The organism is Nereida sp. MMG025, assembly GCF_021654165.1.
Lineage (GTDB): Bacteria > Pseudomonadota > Alphaproteobacteria > Rhodobacterales > Rhodobacteraceae > Nereida.
The window spans coordinates 60,095-77,808 of sequence record NZ_JAKFZN010000006.1 but is presented as its reverse complement, the minus strand read 5'-3'; the positions used below and the strand labels follow the sequence as shown (position 1 = coordinate 77,808).

General features: G+C 54.9%; 15 protein-coding genes and 1 pseudogene. 8 read left to right on the top strand and 8 right to left on the bottom strand.

Annotation, left to right across the window (positions count from 1 at the left end; genetic code table 11):
• Together L1065_RS13500 and L1065_RS13495 are read left to right on the top strand one after the other, a co-directional pair.
• Positions 1-480 (top strand): annotated as a pseudogene (locus L1065_RS13500) (hypothetical protein); the annotation flags it as partial.
• A gap of 89 nt (positions 481-569) precedes the next feature.
• The gene (locus tag L1065_RS13495) at positions 570-794 is read left to right on the top strand and encodes a hypothetical protein (RefSeq protein WP_237096031.1); all 225 of its coding nucleotides are present in this window, start codon (positions 570-572) and stop codon (positions 792-794) included.
• Here the strand turns inward: L1065_RS13495 and L1065_RS13490 are convergent.
• The 3 genes from L1065_RS13490 to L1065_RS13480 all read right to left on the bottom strand — a co-directional run bounded on the left by L1065_RS13490 (position 791) and on the right by L1065_RS13480 (position 4,501).
• Entirely contained in the window at positions 791-2,872 is a 2,082-nt protein-coding gene (locus L1065_RS13490; RefSeq protein ID WP_237096030.1) for a peptidoglycan DD-metalloendopeptidase family protein, read from the bottom strand. The two genes, L1065_RS13495 and L1065_RS13490, sit on opposite strands and share 4 nt — an antisense overlap.
• A gap of 315 nt (positions 2,873-3,187) precedes the next feature.
• Entirely contained in the window at positions 3,188-3,988 is an 801-nt protein-coding gene (locus L1065_RS13485; RefSeq protein ID WP_237096029.1) for a hypothetical protein, read from the bottom strand.
• 57 nt (positions 3,989-4,045) lie between these two features.
• Complete coding sequence (locus L1065_RS13480) at positions 4,046-4,501, bottom strand: DUF1036 domain-containing protein (protein ID WP_237096028.1); 456 nt, start codon at positions 4,499-4,501, stop codon at positions 4,046-4,048.
• 110 nt (positions 4,502-4,611) lie between these two features.
• Here L1065_RS13480 and L1065_RS13475 point away from each other — a divergent pair, with 110 nt between their 5' ends.
• The 6 genes from L1065_RS13475 (at position 4,612) to L1065_RS13450 (ending at position 8,616) form a co-directional block, all read left to right on the top strand.
• The gene (locus tag L1065_RS13475; RefSeq protein ID WP_237096027.1) at positions 4,612-5,160 is read left to right on the top strand and encodes a hypothetical protein; all 549 of its coding nucleotides are present in this window, start codon (positions 4,612-4,614) and stop codon (positions 5,158-5,160) included.
• Positions 5,161-5,249: 89 nt separating this feature from the next.
• Positions 5,250-5,681, top strand: a complete 432-nt coding sequence (locus L1065_RS13470) for a hypothetical protein (protein ID WP_237096026.1) — start codon at positions 5,250-5,252, stop codon at positions 5,679-5,681.
• Between the two features lie 42 nt (positions 5,682-5,723).
• The gene (locus L1065_RS13465; RefSeq protein ID WP_237096025.1) at positions 5,724-6,359 is read left to right on the top strand and encodes a MotA/TolQ/ExbB proton channel family protein; all 636 of its coding nucleotides are present in this window, start codon (positions 5,724-5,726) and stop codon (positions 6,357-6,359) included.
• A gap of 12 nt (positions 6,360-6,371) precedes the next feature.
• Positions 6,372-6,839 carry a biopolymer transporter ExbD gene (locus L1065_RS13460; protein ID WP_255766517.1) on the top strand — a complete coding sequence of 156 codons (468 nt, stop codon included), beginning with the start codon at positions 6,372-6,374 and terminating at the stop codon, positions 6,837-6,839.
• Positions 6,836-7,237 (top strand): biopolymer transporter ExbD, encoded by a 402-nt coding sequence (locus L1065_RS13455; RefSeq protein ID WP_237096023.1) that lies wholly within the window; start codon positions 6,836-6,838, stop codon positions 7,235-7,237. The genes L1065_RS13460 and L1065_RS13455 overlap by 4 nt, the downstream gene beginning before the upstream one ends.
• Positions 7,234-8,616, top strand: coding sequence for a hypothetical protein (locus tag L1065_RS13450; RefSeq protein WP_237096022.1), 1,383 nt, complete (start codon positions 7,234-7,236; stop codon positions 8,614-8,616). The genes L1065_RS13455 and L1065_RS13450 overlap by 4 nt, the downstream gene beginning before the upstream one ends.
• A gap of 3 nt (positions 8,617-8,619) precedes the next feature.
• Here the strand turns inward: L1065_RS13450 and L1065_RS13445 are convergent, their stop codons facing one another.
• The 5 genes from L1065_RS13445 to icmH are packed head-to-tail and all read right to left on the bottom strand — an operon-like array spanning position 8,620 to position 17,712.
• Entirely contained in the window at positions 8,620-10,842 is a 2,223-nt protein-coding gene (locus tag L1065_RS13445; protein WP_237096021.1) for a protein kinase, read from the bottom strand.
• A complete protein-coding gene (locus L1065_RS13440; protein WP_237096020.1) occupies positions 10,839-11,639 on the bottom strand; it encodes a PP2C family serine/threonine-protein phosphatase in 801 nt (266 codons plus the stop codon). Before L1065_RS13440 ends, L1065_RS13445 begins: the two co-directional genes overlap by 4 nt.
• Positions 11,632-12,318: a type VI secretion system-associated protein TagF gene (gene tagF / locus L1065_RS13435; RefSeq protein WP_237096019.1), complete on the bottom strand. Its 687-nt coding sequence runs from the start codon at positions 12,316-12,318 to the stop codon at positions 11,632-11,634. The genes L1065_RS13440 and tagF overlap by 8 nt, the downstream gene beginning before the upstream one ends.
• Positions 12,319-12,322: 4 nt before the next feature.
• Positions 12,323-15,931 (bottom strand): type VI secretion system membrane subunit TssM, encoded by a 3,609-nt coding sequence (tssM, locus tag L1065_RS13430; RefSeq protein ID WP_237096018.1) that lies wholly within the window; start codon positions 15,929-15,931, stop codon positions 12,323-12,325.
• Positions 15,928-17,712: a type IVB secretion system protein IcmH/DotU gene (gene icmH, locus L1065_RS13425; protein ID WP_305082559.1), complete on the bottom strand. Its 1,785-nt coding sequence runs from the start codon at positions 17,710-17,712 to the stop codon at positions 15,928-15,930. The genes tssM and icmH overlap by 4 nt, the downstream gene beginning before the upstream one ends.
• Between the last annotated feature and the right edge of the window lie 2 nt (positions 17,713-17,714).

Here is a 17,714-nt window from a genome sequence, read left to right as displayed (position 1 = left end):
GCCAGCAATCATCACAACATCGAAGTTGTCCGACTTGGAAAGTCTGAAACCTTCTTTGGCTCTCATTCGCGTTTATATGACAGTGGCGATATCGACGCCGTTTCCAAAGGACGAGACAGCAAGAATAACAAGATCATGCAAAAAGCCAGCGTGCACGAAATCGGGCATTTGCTTGGATTGGGGCATGTCGCGATCGGGTCCAAGAACTGCCCTTCCACCGGGGACACAAACAAAGCGCCCTGCTACGGTGTGACTGACTTCGAAAAGAACTCTGTCATGGGCCGAGGTATGAAGGTTCGCAAATCCAACGCAAAACCATGGAAAGATGCCATGGATCATTTTTCCAGATCCAAGCTGCATGAGCGGGTGGCCAAAGCCCACCGAAGTGAAATCGATCCTTTGAAAATCGGATTTTCCTTGGATTACTGGCCCGCAGAATTCGCCAGCTTTCCCATGACAAAGGTTCCGACCCGCTCATGACACCAAGACATTTTCTTTGCGCTCTCACATTGTGCGCCGCCACCCTTGCCAATCCAGCGACCGCCATGTCGCAAAACCGGAGTTGCACCATGAACGAAGTCGAAAAATCCATTTGTATGATTGAAACAGTCACCGCGCATTTGAAAGAGAACTATGACAGCTTTGGTGGCGGGATCAGCAGCATCAAACTTTTGTCGTCAAATTCTATCGAAGCAGAAATGCTGCAAGAAGAACGAAAGGACGTTTGGATCTATACGCTTGAACCCCAAGGTGATGGCTTCACCGTCACAAACGTGGAAAAAACAGCGCGCTAAAGCGTCTTCAGCAAACCGTCAATTCCTGCCTGATATCGTTTCACTTCCGCAGGAATAACGGCGGGGCGAGAAACCGTTGGGGCATTTCGCACCGTAACGGAGGTGTTGCCACGACCAACGCGCGCCATTTTGCGATCAGACCAATTTGTCATCCAGCCAACAGATCTGCCCTTCAAAAACGGATTGGCTCCCACAACGCCAGCTCCCATGACCTCTAGCACACTTTTGTTCGGGTCTGAACGCAACGCCACATGCGCCCCTGACGGTCCCAAAAAGTGCGCCAAATACAAACGACCTGGTGTGACCTGGTGCCCTCTCGCTCGCAGGAATGCTTCATTTTCACGCGCAAGATTCGTGACCATTGCGCGCGAAAGCTCGGGATCAAACCGCAGATCCAGCAGTTGCTTACGGTTCAAACGCGCCGTTAGGTCGGGGCGATATGTGCGCATCATCCGTAACCATGTACTTTCAATAAATTGCCCCAATCCCGTCGCAGATGATCGGCTGTTCTTTGCCCGCGCATCCCCTGCACTTTCCACACGGATAATTTGGTTCACCAACGCTTCAACGGCACCAGATGCCTTGGCCGCTGATCTAATTGAGAACGGGTCAACGGGACGCCCATTAAGATGCAACTCAAAGTGTAAATGGGGGCCCGTTGACCGCCCGGTCGTTCCAACATAACCAATAACGTCGCCCGCCTTGACTGTGGATCCCAGGCGCACACCTTCCGCAAAGGCCTTCATATGTGCATAGCGACTATGGGCGCCGTTCGGGTGGTCAATATAAATGATGTTTCCGTACGAACCTGAAAAATTGGCCCGGCTGACCCGCCCATCAGCGACCGCTTGAATGGGTGTGCCAGTAGGTGCCGCCCAATCTACTCCGTTATGGTTGACGGTGCGCTTAAGAATTGGATGGTGGCGCGGGCCAAAGCCCGATGTCTTCACGCCAGACACGGGGATCAGAAATCCCTGACCAAGCTGGCCTGCCGACGGTCCTGCCACCGCCGCTGCGGCTTCAAAACACCCGTAAGGCGCATCCTTTTCGCGGGGCCGCACCACATAACATTTCCGCTCTTTGTCCCCATTCTTCAATTCGACAAAAAGAATACGCCCTGCAGGGGCCACCGATTGAGCGTCTTCTCGCAGAACCAATAGGATGCGGTCTTCCTCTTCGGCAATACGATCCAAGTCCTCGACTCGCGCCAGCATTACCATAAGTTCGCCGACCAGTTCAGAAGACATGCCATTGCGCAAAGCAGTTGCGTAAATGGCGTCTTTCAATTTGACCTTGCCATTCGATCCCAAATTTCTCTCGGCGATGTCAGCTTTCCTCAACAGATTTTTTTCAAACCAAGGATCAGCACTAAGCTCAAAACGGCCAGGCGCCGGCTGCGCCACAGTAAAAATGTAACGATCCGCTGAATAGAGAGACATATGTAGTAATTGTGCTCCCACGCGTGAACGCGCCAAACGCACCGCAATCAAACCACCTTCAGGGACGGTTTCAACGCTTTGTGGGGTGTTTCCCGTCACGTCTGCAGATCTGCGCAAAAAGCGCTCAACCAGGTCGAGTTCGCTCGACGTCAAACCCTCTTGCTGCAAAAGATCTCTCAGGCTTTGGGGCGCGTCTACACGAATGACCGAATCCTGAAAGATTTCGGATCGTTTGTTGACGGCAATACTGGGTGCCTCAGTGATTGTGTTTTCGATGGAGGTTTGAATGAATGACACCACTAAATCCTCCTGATCTCCTTGCTCGACATCGACAACCTCACCCCAACTGCCCTCATTGTCATCAAAAGTCAGTTGGACTCCCGCCTCCGCGACCTCTGGCATGGATTGTGATCCATCATTTTCTGCCTGCACAAGAGCTGTGCCGCGCCGCCTTTGAAATGCGGCCAAATCTGAACTGGAGGACGGAAGCGTAATCTGAACACGCTGTGTTGCATCAAATAATTGATCTTCTATCACAACAACCGTGTCACCCTTTCGACCACGTTGCGGGTGAAGTTGATCATTTAGGACTATGCGCCGTTTTCCAGTGCCGACTTCCTCAGGCAGCACAATGATCATTGGCTCGCCGCGAATGTCCAAAAAGGCCTCCGATGCGGCCGTGGCGAGGACAAGCCCTTGTTCAGATCCTTCAAATTCGGCTTCCACCATCTGAAGTTCATCGCCTTCGACGACACCATTCTCAGCAGTCAGATCATCGCGACTCATAAAAACAGGCGCAACTCCCCATCCAAGCACGCCAATAAAAGCGACCCCAAGCAGTCCGTTGCGCAGCAGTCGAAACCTACGCCGTCTACGGGCAATGCGCCCTGAACCTGCAAATCTTGGGTCGATTTCTATTTTTGACATGATAACGGATGACCGGCCAAATCGTGGTTACCGAAATACCCCGATCCCCCCACCAACTGTGATTTTTGGTTTTTCCGCTGGCTTAGGTTTTGGAGCGGCCCTTTTTGGTTTCGGTTTGGGCGCAGACGCGCGTTTCGTTGTCGTGGTGCGTTTTGTTGTCGTTGCGGCAGGCCTTTGCGCAACAGGTGCCGCGACAGGCGTTGGGCAAGCGACGTCTTCGTTCAGGATAATTGTGCGAAACAGCTCCATGCTTGGTTGCTGCGTTGGCCAAGTTTCCCCTGATCTGCGATCAAAATACTCTCCTATTGATCGGCGTGATCCCGGACCCCAAGCGCCATCAATGCCAGAACGATAGCAATTCATGCGCTTAAGCTCAGTCTGCAAAGCCGCATTCAAAAGGTTGGCAGGTGGATCCAGATGCCCCCCGTTAATCAGCTTGGAAAACAACTCTGGATCATTTTCGCGCATTGCCACGCGTTGTTCCAAATTGTCATAGGGAAAGGCATATTGCGCAACTGTCTGCGGCAAAAGTATCGTCAGGCCAAAGCGATCCTCTTCCCCGGGTTCAATACGCCCAACGATAATGGAAGGGTCAGGCATGCCGACCGGTGTAACAATCGCAGATTGATCAGTGTTTTGCGTCACGATTTGGGGCGGCGCTGCGGCTGACGGTCTTTGATAAGCTGACAAAACCGTATTGTCACCGTCCGGGCCATTGCCAATCACAATCGAAATAGCCGCCGCAGAAAAAGACTGCCCCAAGACGAAAGAAGCGGTGCCAAGCCACCCGATCGTTCCCAAAATTGCTGTGCGTGCGACGCTGTTCAACTGCAAAACCTCCTTGAATAGCCTAAAGGATACCGTGCCAACCAGAGCACTGGCAAGTTATTCAACAGGAGCACGAAGAAAAAAGGTCCAGCGTTCTGACCGCCGCGTGTCGACTTCAAAGAATTGCGCCGCCAGATGTCCACGCAAGAGGCAATCACCTCTTCCCAAAATACGAAATTCATCCGGGTCGATACACATGCCTGTCGTCCCTTCCAAAAGAGGTCGGTTAAAAACATCCCGCGCAAAAACGTATATATACCGCGATGGCAAAATATCTTGGATGACGTTTGCACACTGGTTAGGTCCAACTGTCCACCACCCCGATGTTTCCCAATCGGTTCCTTTATAAGTCCCGATAGCCACATTGGCGACGTCCAAGGTCTGGTTGCAAAACTGGAAATTGGCATAGGCCGGAGCGGCATTCATCCATGAAACCAGCGCAAAGGCAACGATGCTCGGTTTTCGCCACAATTCCCCCCCACTAAATGAAGTGGGTTTTTCAATCAGCCTCACTAAACTTGCCCCTTGCGTCATGGTAATGTTGCAAATTTCACCACTTTAGGCAAAATATCCTAAACCTATGGGATGTAATTTAACGATAGTTGTGTTAGATAACACCCATCATGCTTCGTACTTTGATCATAACGTGTTCATTGCTCACCGCGCCAGCCGTCGGTGGCGTGGCGCTGTCTTTGGCGCACGACGCAAGCGATCGCCAAACATACCATGCTCATTTGGGTTCTTCGAGCCAATTGTCAGGGTCCGAATTCGTGATCCCTTCCTATGTATCCAGCATGGCTGCTGAACCCGAGGTGATTCCTGCACGGGTAGAGCCGACCGAACCGGTCATTACCACGCTTGCACCAGTTAAGGTGATCGAAACCCCAAAAGAAGCAAATGTCGCGCCCAAGCAGGTGGCGAAACAAGATGTGAAATCTGTCGTTCGTCCTGTCGCGCCGAAAGTTAAAGCGCCAGACGCTGTGATTTCAACAAAGTCGGTCAAAATTCTCGCTCCTCAGATTGCGTTTGAACCATCAGTCGCTGATCCAACTCAATCGATTGCGCCCAAAACAAAAATCAGGAACGGAAACCATGTCGTCTCGCGCAAGATGCGTGCACAGGCAACGAATTCGGAATTCCAAAGCGACTATTTGATCGGCGTTTTCCGCTAAGCCATCCCAGATCTGTCTACATTCGTGGCTTGACTTACCCTTAGCACCTGCCCCTACTGACACGGCACGCTACGGGAGATTATTTTTATATGAAACATTCTATTCTTGCTTCATTTGTCATCATCGGATCCATCGTCAATGCCGCTTCCGCACAGGACAATGATCGTCGAATTTCGTTAGAGCTCAATCGTGCGACGGATGCGGATAGCGGATCCTGTCAGGTTGTTTTCTTTACGCGGAATGGCTTGGACGCAGATATCAATGCCGTGACATGGCGGTTGGCGGTTCTGGACGCACAAGGGGTGTTCAAAACCCTGTTGGCACTACCACTTGGGGCTTTGCCAGCCCAGAAACGGCGGATCGTTCAATATAATCTCCCCTATCAATGTGCCGAAGTTTCTGAAATCATCATTAATGATGTGTCCGAATGTTCTATTGAAGGTATGGTAGACACCGATACATCTCTTTGCCTGAAAGATCTGTCCGTCAGCACGCGCACGGACATCGGGTTCGGCCTTTAACCAAAACTCATTTCACCCGTTCAAAGAATAGATAAAAACTCCATGACATTCACGATTTTCCAACTCAGTTCCTACGTCATCTACGTTCTACTCGGGTTTTTGTCGCTGTTTGCCGTAGCAATCGGCCTGTTCAAATTCACCCAATTCATGCGTTTGGGGGTCGGCGGACGCAAAGAAGCCGAGAGCATTCTTGATGATTGGCTTAACGGGCGCGTAGAAGAGGCCATTCGGGCCGCAAGCCAACGCCGCTCTGTCTTGGGCCGCGTTTTGCAGGCGGTGTTTTCGGGGATTCAAGCGCGCCCGAATGATCCAAGCTATGCAGAAGAACTCAGCCGACAAACTGCCATTGTCGAATTGGCATCGCTCAGCGAGCGGATGCGCTCTTTGGATATGGTTGTGCAAGCCGCGCCAATGCTTGGACTATTGGGAACTGTCATCGGCATGATTGATGCCTTCTCGGTACTTGCAGCAACGGACGGCGCCGTGGACCCCACAGCTCTGGCCTCGGGTATCTATGTGGCGCTGACAACCACCGCTGCGGGCCTCGCTATTGCCCTTGTCGCCTTTTTTGTTGCCACGTGGTTTGAAAGCCGTATCGACCGCGAACGCAACATGATGGAGGCTGTAATGTCCGCCGCCATTTACGGCCGCGTTGATCCTGGTTCGAACGCGAAGTAAGGCCAACACTGGATGGGCTCCTCCGTTTCCCCTTTACCAGAACGTCCGCGGCGGTACCGGTTTGTGCTGACCCCACTTGCCGATGCGATGTTTCAGCTACTGATTTTCTTCATGCTCTCGACAAGCCTGACGCCCTATTCGTTGGTCACCCTCAAAACAACACCCGACGCAGAAGAAACCGAGACGGCCGCTGAAAGTGGGCCCGTTGACGAAAGCGCTGCGCCAGAAGCCTCTCAGGCGGTCGTGGATAACACCACGATTTGGGAGCTTGGCAACGCCGAAGTCACCACGAACGGGCAGACCTTCGATATCAACCAGCTCCCGTCGCTGGCCGAGGCGATCGGGACGCAAGCCGACCCGGGACGCGTTGTAATCGTCATCGGCGATGCCGCGCGGGTACAAGATGTCACCTCGGCTCTCGAAGCGCTCGAAAGCGCAGATGTAGCGGCTGTCCAAATTGCGCAAGGATCGGCTCAATGATCCGCCGCAAGTTTTCCCCTCCCCGTCCACGCCAGCAGATGGACAGCTCACTTGCTATTGTGAACATTGTTTTGTTGCTGATCTTCTTCTTCCTCACAACGGGTTCGCTGTCCAACTCGACCACGGTAACTGTGACCTTGCCTGAGACCTCTGAGCTTCCTCTTGATCTGTTGCCAAAACCGCTGCTGACCATCGCAGTCGACGGAACCCTATCGCTGAACGGCGAACAAATAGAGCGCGGCACCTTGGCCGAGGCTTTGGTCGATGATCCACGGCTACACATATTGGCAGACAAAGAGGCAAACGCATCAGACCTCTTTGCGCTGCTTGCAGAAGAGGCGCTTGTCGCCGTTGAAGTCCGATTGGTCAGCGTGCATCGCAAGGAGGAGGTTCAATGAGCTTTCTACCTTATGCACCCCAAGGCCCATCCACATGGCTCACGTCGTTTGGCGGCTCGTCGGTTCTACATGGGGCCGCGATTTTTGGAGTGTTGTCCTCCTCCATCGCGTTTTTGCCCGAAGTTTCGGAAATTGATGTTCGCGAACCCGAATTTGAGATCACGTTGGAAATTCTGGACGTTGATATGATCGAATTGGACCCTGTCACGGACGACCCGCTGATCCCGCCGGACGCGGTCGCCCTTCAGCCCGACGATGCGCCGACAGAGACCTTCGATGAGCTGGCCGATACGCTCATACCGCAAGAAGATGACGCCGAAGTCGTGCCCGACGAACAATTTGCGGCCCTCGAACCCGAAGGTCTCGAAACGCCCGAACCTGTCGAAATGACCGAACCGCTTGAACCCTTGACCGAGCCAGAGCCCGCTGTCGAAGACACGGTGCTGCAAGCGATCAATCCAGACGAGTTGTCCATCGATGATCTCAGCCCATTGGACAATGATGTGTATTCGCCGCTGGCCGAACCCGTGGCCCCTTCCGCGCCTGTGGCCAATGTGATCGCCCCCGACGTTGTGCTTGTCCCCGATGAAATCGAAGAACCTCAGGAAACCGATCTGGCTGCCGTGATCCTGCCGGACGAACCGTCAGGGTCAACTACCGCGGCACCTGAGCCCGAAGTCATAACGCCCGAACCAACCGAGGAGCCTACTCTGGGTGTTGACGTTGTGGGGAGCGACGGGGTTATCGCAAACCCCTCCCCTGCATCGCTTCAACTAAGTGCACTTATCCAAAATATCCGCGCCGTTGATGCACCCCAATGTGCGCTTGCTCTTCCGCGCCGCCTGAGTGATGCCGAAGTTGGTTTGTCGTTGATTGGCGCTGACATCGCGACCCTTGATCAATATGCCCAAAGTATCACAAACGGGCTCAACTCTGCGCCTGCCCAGACGCGCGAAGCCGTCGATACACGGCAATGCGCGGTGTTAGATGCCATCGGCCTGACCGCTGATTATCCTGCCAGTCGTATCGGTCTTGCTATTGAAGATACGTCCTTGCGCACAGGTGACACCTTGCAGACCCGTATCTTGGGCGCTGGCGGATTGTTCCTCAATGTTCTGCTAATTGATGACAATGGCGTGGTTCAGGATTTATCCCGCTTTACCCAAATCGATGATGGGGATGTGGTGGTGCAAGCCCCCGTTGCCCGCGCGGGCGAAAGCCGCGAAACGCGCCAACTTCTTGTGGTTCTGGGCTCGCCTGATGCGCCGGTGAACCTTGCCAACCAAATTGGGCAGTCCGCTCAAGACGTATTCTCAAATCTCACCGAAAACGACCTGCGCCAAACCGTGTTTGGGGTGGCCTCTTTCACCGTCGATTAATTGCTAGGGCGTGATCTCCAGAACACTGATGGACAGCGCTCCGTTTCCATCAGCACCCAGTTCACGCGCCATCAGCGGAAAAATATCTGCGGCGGCGGTACCATCTTGCATCGCACCCGCCCGAACCAAAGCATCGTCCGAGGCCGTGGCGATCAACACATAGGTCCCGGGCTGTGCGGATGGAAGGCGGAAAGCAAACTGGCGCTGAGTCCCAATCGCGGCCTGAAGCTGGCTCATCAGCGAAAAGACGCGCCCGTTCGGGGCCACCAACCCTAGCCAGTTTTGCCGTTCCGCGCTGCCCGTTATTTTCCCCACCACACCTTCGGCGCGCGTGACCGTGGCCTGATCGACTGAAATTTCGATGGAAGCACCGCGGGTGCCTTGGAACATATGCGCAAACTCTACCGCTGCGCATTGCGCATCAGAAACCTCAAATTGGGCCACGTCAGGCGCCGCACCAAAGGCCGTGGGCCAGTTGCCAACAAGTGAGCCGCCAATTTGCGGACCATTTGAAATAGCAGTCAGTCGTCCTGCCAAAGCCCCCTGCGCGCGCAACGTTGCAAAGGCACATTCGCTTTCCACGCTTTCGGCCAGATAGGTCTCCAAGGTGTCTGGCACACGAGCAAGCGGGTCATCCGCCTCTTGGGTCCCTGCCACGTCTCCACTACCAGCATTAGCAAAATAGTAATACCCCGCACCCGCGGCAACACAGGCACAGACCGCCAGAACAGCAATCAAGCCCACGCTGCCTTTCGCGGGTGCAAGTGCCGCATCTGCCTGTCCCTCTGCCAAAGGCGGCGGAGAGGTCATAAATGTTGTTTGCTGTGCTGAGGGCGCCGCCTGCAAACCAGGCACGGTTCGGCTTGGGGCAACCGTAACAGGGCCGAAAGAACGGTCCATATCCCCATCGCCCGAAATTGACTTAAGACCGTCGATCACGCTTTCCATCGTTTGCATACGTTGTGCTGGATCAGGCTGAAGCATTTCATACAGCAACCCTTGGAACGAGGGCGGCACTTCCGTCAAATCAGGCACGCCCTGCCGCTTTTGAACCGCTTCAACGATACTATCGCCCATAGGAAGGGCTTTGCCCATCAAGCACGCGCACATCAAAAGCCCGAAGGAATACACATCACTCGGCGCATCTGCTTCGCCGCCATAGGCCCCAAGTTGCTCGGGGGATACGTATTTTAGCTTGCCTGCAAATTCGTTTCCAATCGTTACGTCTTTGATTTTGGAAGAGCGAGAAATACCAAAATCAATCAACACCGCTTTGTTGATGTCATTTTCTGGCAACATTACATTGTCTGGTGATAAGTCCCGATGCACGACACCAATCTTATGTGCCTGGGCCAACCCGTCCGCCAACCGTATAAACAGCTGGCAAACGTCATCTTTGACCATAGGCCCCTCGGCCTTGAGTTTATCAGATAGCTTTTTCCCCTCAATAAAGCCCATAACCAGAGCGTGCATGTCCATGAACTCATCAGGCGGTACATAGGCAAAATAACGGACAATCGCGTCATGATGCAGCTGGCGTAGCGTTCTGGCTTCGCGGCGGAACATCTGCGCGACGCGCAAATCCTCTGCCATCTCGGGCAGGATGATCTTAATCGCAACACTTTCGCCGGTGCCGATCTCGGTGCCGCGAAACACGCGCCCCATGCCCCCCTGATCCAGCCGTTCTTCGACGCGATACATGTTATTAATGACCGATCCTTGCTCAAGCGTGCGCATCGGCATGGGCGCGCTTGTCGCTATCGGAGCAACGGTCGAGGCAAGGGCCGTTGGTTCTTCCAAACTCGCCGTCTCGTCACTGACCTCGGAGGTATCCAACGCGCCCATTGCCAAGATCGTCGCGTCTTCCGCCTCGGTCGCTTCGCGTTCCTCTTGCGGCACGACATCCGAAAACGGCCGATAGGTGGATCCCTCCTCTTCAAGCTGCTGGCCATCAGCCTCCGCCTCTATTTCCGCCTCACCTTCGGGCGTGGCCGACACAGGCATCGGTGCAATGATCGTGCGATCGGGGTCTTGGGATTCCGTCTGAGACTCTGGCGCGGTTTTAGGGGGATCAAACGCCAGAATTGTGCGATCTTCGTCCACATCCTCACCTTGCGCAGGCGCATCATCTTGGCCAGGCAACGGCATAATCAACGTGCGATCATCCAGGTCATCCTGCGCCGCGTTCTCTGGTTTAGGAGGGGTAGTGCGGTCGCTATCGCTCACAAGTAACCCCCAAATTCTGGATAGACCCCGGAGGCCTGAAATTCTGGCAATGGCACTTGGTTGCACCGGACCGCAACGATCGAAACGTTGTCTTTGCCGCCCCGTTCAAGCGCGGTGGCAACCAATTGCGCGCAGAGCGCGTTCAGATCCGCTGCAAAGCGCACCATCACGCGCTCAAGCTCGTCGTCATGGAAATACTCGGTCAATCCATCCGAGCAAATCAGGAACAAATCTTTATCTTGCAGCACGCCTTCATGGATGTCGCACTCGGGTTTCGCGGTCACGCCAATAGCGCGGGTAATCACGTTTTTGCGTGGCCAGGCCTCGGCCTCGGCAGCCGTGATGGTGCCTGCATCAAGCAAAGCGCGCACCTCTGTATGGTCTCGTGTCATCTGACCCAACACGCCCCCACGCAAGCGATAAACGCGGCTATCCCCCGACCAGATCGTTGCAAAATGACCCTGCTGGACCAAAAGAGCGGCCACAGTCGAACCAATGGTACCATTTCCCAGATCCGAAGCATGCTCTAAAATTTGTTCGTTTGCGTGGATCAGGCGATCCATAAAGCGGGCGCGCAGATCAATCGCACCATTTGGGATCCCCACTGTTTGCATCGCTGCGACAATAGATTGACTGGCAAAATCGCCCGCCGCATGACCGCCCATCCCGTCCGCAACAAGCCAAAGACCGCTTTCAGGCGCCGCGAGCAAGCTGTCCTCGTTTACTTTTCGCACACACCCTACATCCGTAAGGGTCGCTGTCTCAAAAACAAAACGAGGTTCACTCGGGTCACTCATTATTTTGTCCTTCCTCATCATGGCCGCGCTCGGTCAAAAGCCATCGCATCGCTGTTAAATCGGGCAAGCCATTCACAGCCAACCATCCTGCATGTCTGTTAGGCAGTTGTTCGTGCCACCAATGGCTTCGACCCAGTTGCGCCTTTTGCGCATCGGCCCCCAAAGCATCCGTGAACAAACGGCTCAAATCACCATCTTCACGATGCCCCCAGATCACGCCGTCTTGTCCCGGCTCGAACAGAACGCCTGCGATCTCGGGCAGATCAAGACCATCAAGCAAGGTCGCCGCGCCCCGCGTTCCACCCTTTGGCACTTCGAACTGGGCTAAATGTGCAGCAATATGACGAAACGGCGCGTGGTCGAACTGGGGATGTAACGGCGGCGGAGCGACGATCCCAGACACACCAATCATCAAGGGGAACCTACGCCCCACTTTGTCTTGTGAGGGAAGGAACACGCCAAGCAACGGAACGCCCACAATGTCTGGACCAATCCAGAAATTCAGAGGCGGCGCCGCGGCCCAGGCCGCTTCCCAATTGTCGGCCAACTCCGCCTTGAGCGCAGGAAGCACCCCCTCAAGCCACGCATCGAAACGCGTAAAAACCTCATGCTCCAGACCATGGGCAAGAAAATCGCCAAATGCGGGATGCTTGCCGTAGATGACCACCTCGTCCCGCATCCGCTTATTCAATCGTCTTGGGGCACGAGAAATCGCGCAAATCACGCATCAGGAAGGGAACAGCAATGCTGTCGAACTCCATACGCAGCGTTACCGAACGGCCACCCACTTGATAGGTGACATCCGTTTGCGTTTCAGATGCCTTATTGCGCCCACGCGAAACAAAGTTGGCAATGGCCCAACGACCACCCCCAAAGCGCACTGTATTCTCGGTCGTCACACTTTGGGGCAACAATGTTAGCGAAATATCTGCTGTGTCATCAGGCCATTTGAACGTGGCGCCACTGGCATTTTCAAATAGCTGGACCTCTCGCCCGCCCATATTGATCGTCGTGCTCTCGACGGTCGGTGATGAGGCCACCTGCGAGACAGTGAAGCTCACCGATGGGGCGCGGCTATCGGGTGGGAAAAAGGCCTGTCGAATACGTTCGGCGCGGGCAAATTGGGTCAGCATCGCAGGGTTCAGGCGCGCACCCATCGGGCTACCCTCTCGGGCCACGATCGATCCATCCGCTTCGCGCTGCGTATGTTCCCGAAGGTAGTTGTCATAAAAGCTGGCCATGCGCCCACCATATCCGAAGAAATCTCCGAAGACCGAGGTTGAAATATGCCGCGAGCTTCCTCCCGAAAACGGAAAGGTGACCGCAACATTCTGTGTGCAGAAGGCGGCGACTTCCTCGGTCAGCGCCCGCTGCAACTCTTCCATCGTTGCATTGGCTGACACCGTCAGGAACTCTGCTTCAATCTGGTTGACGAAACCCACCACCGTTTTGGGATAAAACGGGTTACCTTCACTCAAGGAATTCAGCGCTTCCTGCATTCCGCGTTGATCAAGCAAAGCACTGCCACCCCGCCCGGCCAACTGACGGTTGGTCAACAATTCGCCCATACTGCCGAGCAACACATCAACGGGGCGTGCGTTTTGCTCGCCGCGCACAAACGCGTGCCACTTTTCAAACCTCTGTTCGATGGATTCAAGCTGGCGGCGCTGTGATGGGGCCGACGCAGAGGGAACGGCACGCTCTTGGAATTTGGCGCGGTCTTTTAACATACCAAGAGCAATGCGTTGCACGGCCCCTGAACGGCGCTCGACTTCGCTGAAACCGACCCCTGCAAGCTGTCCGCCAATGCCATCGGGACTGGCCAAGGCTTCGGGTGAGACATCCATCGTTTCGACCGCATCTAGGAAACGGGTCAACCGAGTTTCCGTATCAACCGCTTCCGCCAATTTCAGGATGGGCGAGGCAAACGGCGCCGATGCAACCGCGAGCCCCGGATAATTAGGCGCCCCTGCCGACATCGGAACCAGGTCGATCCGCTCAAGCATATCGTCCCAAGCCGCTGCAAAATCCGCCCGATAGAACGCATGCAGATCCCGGTTCAGTCCCGCCAGCTGGCTTTCATAATTACCCGCCTCCCCCGGCCTACCCAGTACCCATTTTTCCTCGTTCAAACGCTCGGCCGCATTTGCGACCGCGTCCTGAAAAAAGCCCCAATAGCCCGTAAAGGTATATAGGCCTGGAACCTCAAGGGTATCCAATGGCCGCCCGTCCGTTGTGCGAAAGACAACCTCAGTTTGGACATCGGCCAATTCTTGGGTAAGCCGAAACGGCTCGAGCGTCGCGGCCTGCGACAGGATCGAACTATAGGCCTGTTTGGCAAGGCTGAGGGTCGCAATTTCTTTCTGAGTGCGTTCTACCAAATCCTTATCGGGCTTGAGGGCTGGAACGACAGTATCATCCAATTCCAGCATTGCGGCCAGATGTTCATTGATCTCTCGGTATTCCCCATCAAGCCCTGGATCAGAATATTCGGGGCCCCATGCTTCGGCAAAATAGGCTTGAATAGCCACATCATCCGAGCGCCCGTCTTGCTGCTTTGCCAGAAGGATATAGACCTTCAAAGCGCGATACGCTTCTTCAATGTCACCATTTGCCAAAAGTTGCGGCAAACGTACTTCAAGATAAAGCATCATCCGGGGACGCAAAAGCCGCTCAAGAGCATCTGAGTAAGAGCTAAGCGCCGCACTGCGGATCGTCGCACGGCGTGACAGCCCAACCCGCTCCACAAAGGGTTGCTCCACTGGATTTGCATAACCACCCGGAATATCACGCACCAACGCGAGGGCTTCCAGTAGAGGACGTGTGCGGGGATCATCCACGATGTCTTGTTGAAGCAACGGTTGGGCTTGGCGCTGATACGCCTCGTTAGAGGCATTTGCCGCGGCAATCAGTGACTTGTTTTGCCAAAAGCTGTAGCCGAACAAACCAAAAGCCCCGAGAACCGAGGCAACAATCACACCAGTAACACCATTTCGCAAAATCGCCCGCCGGCGCATGGCTTTGAAGTCATAGCCAACCCAATCGCGTTCTTCAAAAATAACCTTTTTCAAAAGATCATGCAGGAAATAGCTGCGGCCCTTGCCCGACATGAAATTCGGCTGAAAGCCACCATCGGTATCGGCCATAGCCCCCAGGACCTGATCAATCGGGGTGCCCTCTTGCGTGCCCGAGGTAAAATAAAACCCGCGAAGGATAGCTTTGGTCTCGCTTGACTTCTGGAACACCCGACGCAGGAAATCCGAGACGTTACGCTGCAACAACGAAAGCTGACCGGGGAAACCGAACATCGCAATACGCGCAACAGTATCGGGCTCTTCATTCATGCGGTCGGTGACTTCGTCGGACAATCGGGTGATCAGCTTGTCAAATTCAGCCGAAACGCTGCGATAGGTCTCTTCTTTTCGATCTTTGGTCTGAAACGTGATCCCCCACACCGAACGACGCTTTTCTTCGTTGTATGTCGAAAAGAACTCACGGAAGCCCGCGATCAAATCCGCTTTGGTGAACAGAACATGGACAGGCACATCAATGCGCAACGTCTCATTCAGTTCTTCCAAACGGCGACGCACGGCCAGTGCGTTTGTATCAAGCGTATCATCTGTGGCCGTCATCATGTCCTCGCAAGAAAACGCAAGGATCACACCATTGATCGGTTGATTGGGGCGGGCCTTTTTCAACTGATCCAAAAAGGCTTGCCAACTCATCTTATCGGCGCGCGCATCGCTGTCCTGAGTGGTGTATCGACCGGCTGTATCAATCATCACGGCTTCTTCGGAAAACCAGAAATCGCAATTCTTGGTGCCTCCGAAACCTGCAACAGCAGAGGCATCTGTGCCTGGAAATTCAAGGCCCGAATGAACCAGAGCGGTTGTCTTGCCAGCACCAGGCGGCCCGATAATCACATACCATGGCAGGTCATAAAGATAGGTCGCCCCGCCGTTTTTCTTCAGTTTGGCCAAGGCCTCTTGCATGCGATCGGCCAGCAACGCGCCGTCCCCGACAGGGGTCTCAACCAGAGTGCCTTCAAGCTCGGCAGCCAATTTGCGACGCTTGCGATAGCGAAGTCCCCAAATCAAAGCGATGGGGCAAAGGATCAAAAGGATCAGCCCAACCCGTAACCAGATGCTCGAAAGCCATTCGATCCCGAACATCGGCAGGCCAAACCAGATTGCGGCGCATATTGACAGAATGCCGAGGACAATAATCGGCCAGCGCAACCAAGCCACACCCCACCATGTGCGCGGGGACAACCATTTTAGCAGCACTCTCACTGGCGTTGCTCCTTACGAATAAGAATTTCAACACGGCGGTTCTTGGCACGTGCTTCTCTTGTATTGGCGGGATCAAGCGGCTTTGCGGCCCCTACCCCTCTGACCGACACACGTTCTGGAGCGCTGACATGGGGGACCAACAGACTACGCACAGTTTGCGCGCGCGCTTCCGAAAGCGCCTCGTTTGTCTTGTAGCGGCCCGTGCCACGCAGCGGGATGTTGTCTGAATGGCCTTCGATGATGATATCGCCGGATTCGGGTTCCAGCACTTCTGCAATGCGTTTGCCCAACCCACTGATGTCAGTCGTCAGATCGGCAGAGCCTGACCCAAAACGCAATGCATCACGCAGTCTGACTGAAATATAGTCACCTGCGTCCTCAACCTCGACAATGCCTTGCTCGATCTCGCCCGACAACCTGCCGCGGATACGTTCCAACTGACCAGTTGGATCGGCGAGATAGTCAATTACGTTTGCACCGCGCTCGATGACCACGTCACCCAAATTTGCATGCAAGCTGACAATGTCGTCCTGCGTGGCTTGCGCTTCTGTCGACAGCAACCACGATAACGTTGCAAACAGCGCCACGACCATTCCCGCCGAAACACCACCAATCACCCACAGGGGGATCGCGCCACCGCGTCTGCGCCCATTCAAAATAACAGGCAACCATTTGTGCGACAATTGCTCTTCGGGGCGCGCATTGGCCGAACGGAACCGCTGATAAATCTCGGTCCGCAATCGGCTCAACATAACTTGGCCGTTCGGTTCCGTTCGATACTTTCCTTCGAACCCAAGCGCCAGACAGGCCAGCACAAGTTCGAGCACATTTCCCCGTTGTGCAGGATAGGCAATCACCTGCTCTAACCGCACAAAAAATCCGATCCCGGCCGAACGGTCATTAAGAAGTTCGGCCGCCATGGAAAACTGTTGCCAGTATTGCGGATCATTGCCGGGGATCGTCTGGACAATATCATCAGCCGTCGCTGCCAAAGCATAGCGCGCCATATCAATATCTTCGGGCGGAACACCGCTTTCCTGACATTTGTGAACAAAATGCCCGATCTCGCGGACAACGTGGTCGCGCAACGGAATCGCCTGCATTTCGACCATGCCCGTGCGCAAACGCCCAAACAGGATCAACAGCCCCGAGGCGGCCGACAAAATAGGGTTGCTGGAGGCCCCCACATCCGACCCTGCGCCGCGCAGGGCGTCGGTAAAGGCAATCTTGGGGCCCGCGCGTTGCGGCGCGGGTTGACCTTGCGCCCCTGCAACGGGGAACTGACCATCCGCATGGGCCGCAGCAGGGCTCCAGCCAGGTTGATACGCTGGTTGCGGAGCATACGGATCAGGGTATGCAGACGGCTGCGCAGGCGGATAGGGTTGGCCCGCTGGTGGTTGGGGTGGATAATACGGCTGCTGCGGTGGCGGGGCCACGGGCTGCTGATAATTCTGTTGCGGCGGTGGCATAGGAGCCCCCGCTGACGGGGTCAACTTCCCACCAAGCCATGTGTCTTCCGAACCGGCTGGCGGATAGGGCTGCGCAGGCGGAGCCGCCTGAGGGTGTTGTGCAGGTGGATAAGGTGCTGCGGGTTGTTGCGCAGGGGCCTGCGGGGGCAAGCGCTGTCCAAAAACCGTATGCTCACCATCCGCAGAAGGAGGAACCTGACCCGGCGCAGGTTGCGGGGGTGGGGCCGGCTGCTGCGCAGGTGCAGGGCGCACAGACTGCGGCGGCAGTTTTTGACCAAAAACCGTACGATCTTCGTCGTCATCAGACGCCATAT

Coding starts and splice junctions, on each gene's coding strand:
- L1065_RS13495 (WP_237096031.1), top strand. CDS start 570: ATGAACGAAGTCGAAAAATCCATTTGTATGATTGAAACAGTCACCGCG.
- L1065_RS13490 (WP_237096030.1), bottom strand. CDS start 2,872: ATGATCATTGTGCTGCCTGAGGAAGTCGGCACTGGAAAACGGCGCATA.
- L1065_RS13475 (WP_237096027.1), top strand. CDS start 4,612: ATGCTTCGTACTTTGATCATAACGTGTTCATTGCTCACCGCGCCAGCC.
- L1065_RS13470 (WP_237096026.1), top strand. CDS start 5,250: ATGAAACATTCTATTCTTGCTTCATTTGTCATCATCGGATCCATCGTC.
- L1065_RS13465 (WP_237096025.1), top strand. CDS start 5,724: ATGACATTCACGATTTTCCAACTCAGTTCCTACGTCATCTACGTTCTA.
- L1065_RS13460 (WP_255766517.1), top strand. CDS start 6,372: ATGGGCTCCTCCGTTTCCCCTTTACCAGAACGTCCGCGGCGGTACCGG.
- L1065_RS13455 (WP_237096023.1), top strand. CDS start 6,836: ATGATCCGCCGCAAGTTTTCCCCTCCCCGTCCACGCCAGCAGATGGAC.
- L1065_RS13450 (WP_237096022.1), top strand. CDS start 7,234: ATGAGCTTTCTACCTTATGCACCCCAAGGCCCATCCACATGGCTCACG.
- L1065_RS13440 (WP_237096020.1), bottom strand. CDS start 11,639: ATGAGTGACCCGAGTGAACCTCGTTTTGTTTTTGAGACAGCGACCCTT.
- tagF (WP_237096019.1), bottom strand. CDS start 12,318: ATGCGGGACGAGGTGGTCATCTACGGCAAGCATCCCGCATTTGGCGAT.
- icmH (WP_305082559.1), bottom strand. CDS start 17,712: ATGGCGTCTGATGACGACGAAGATCGTACGGTTTTTGGTCAAAAACTG.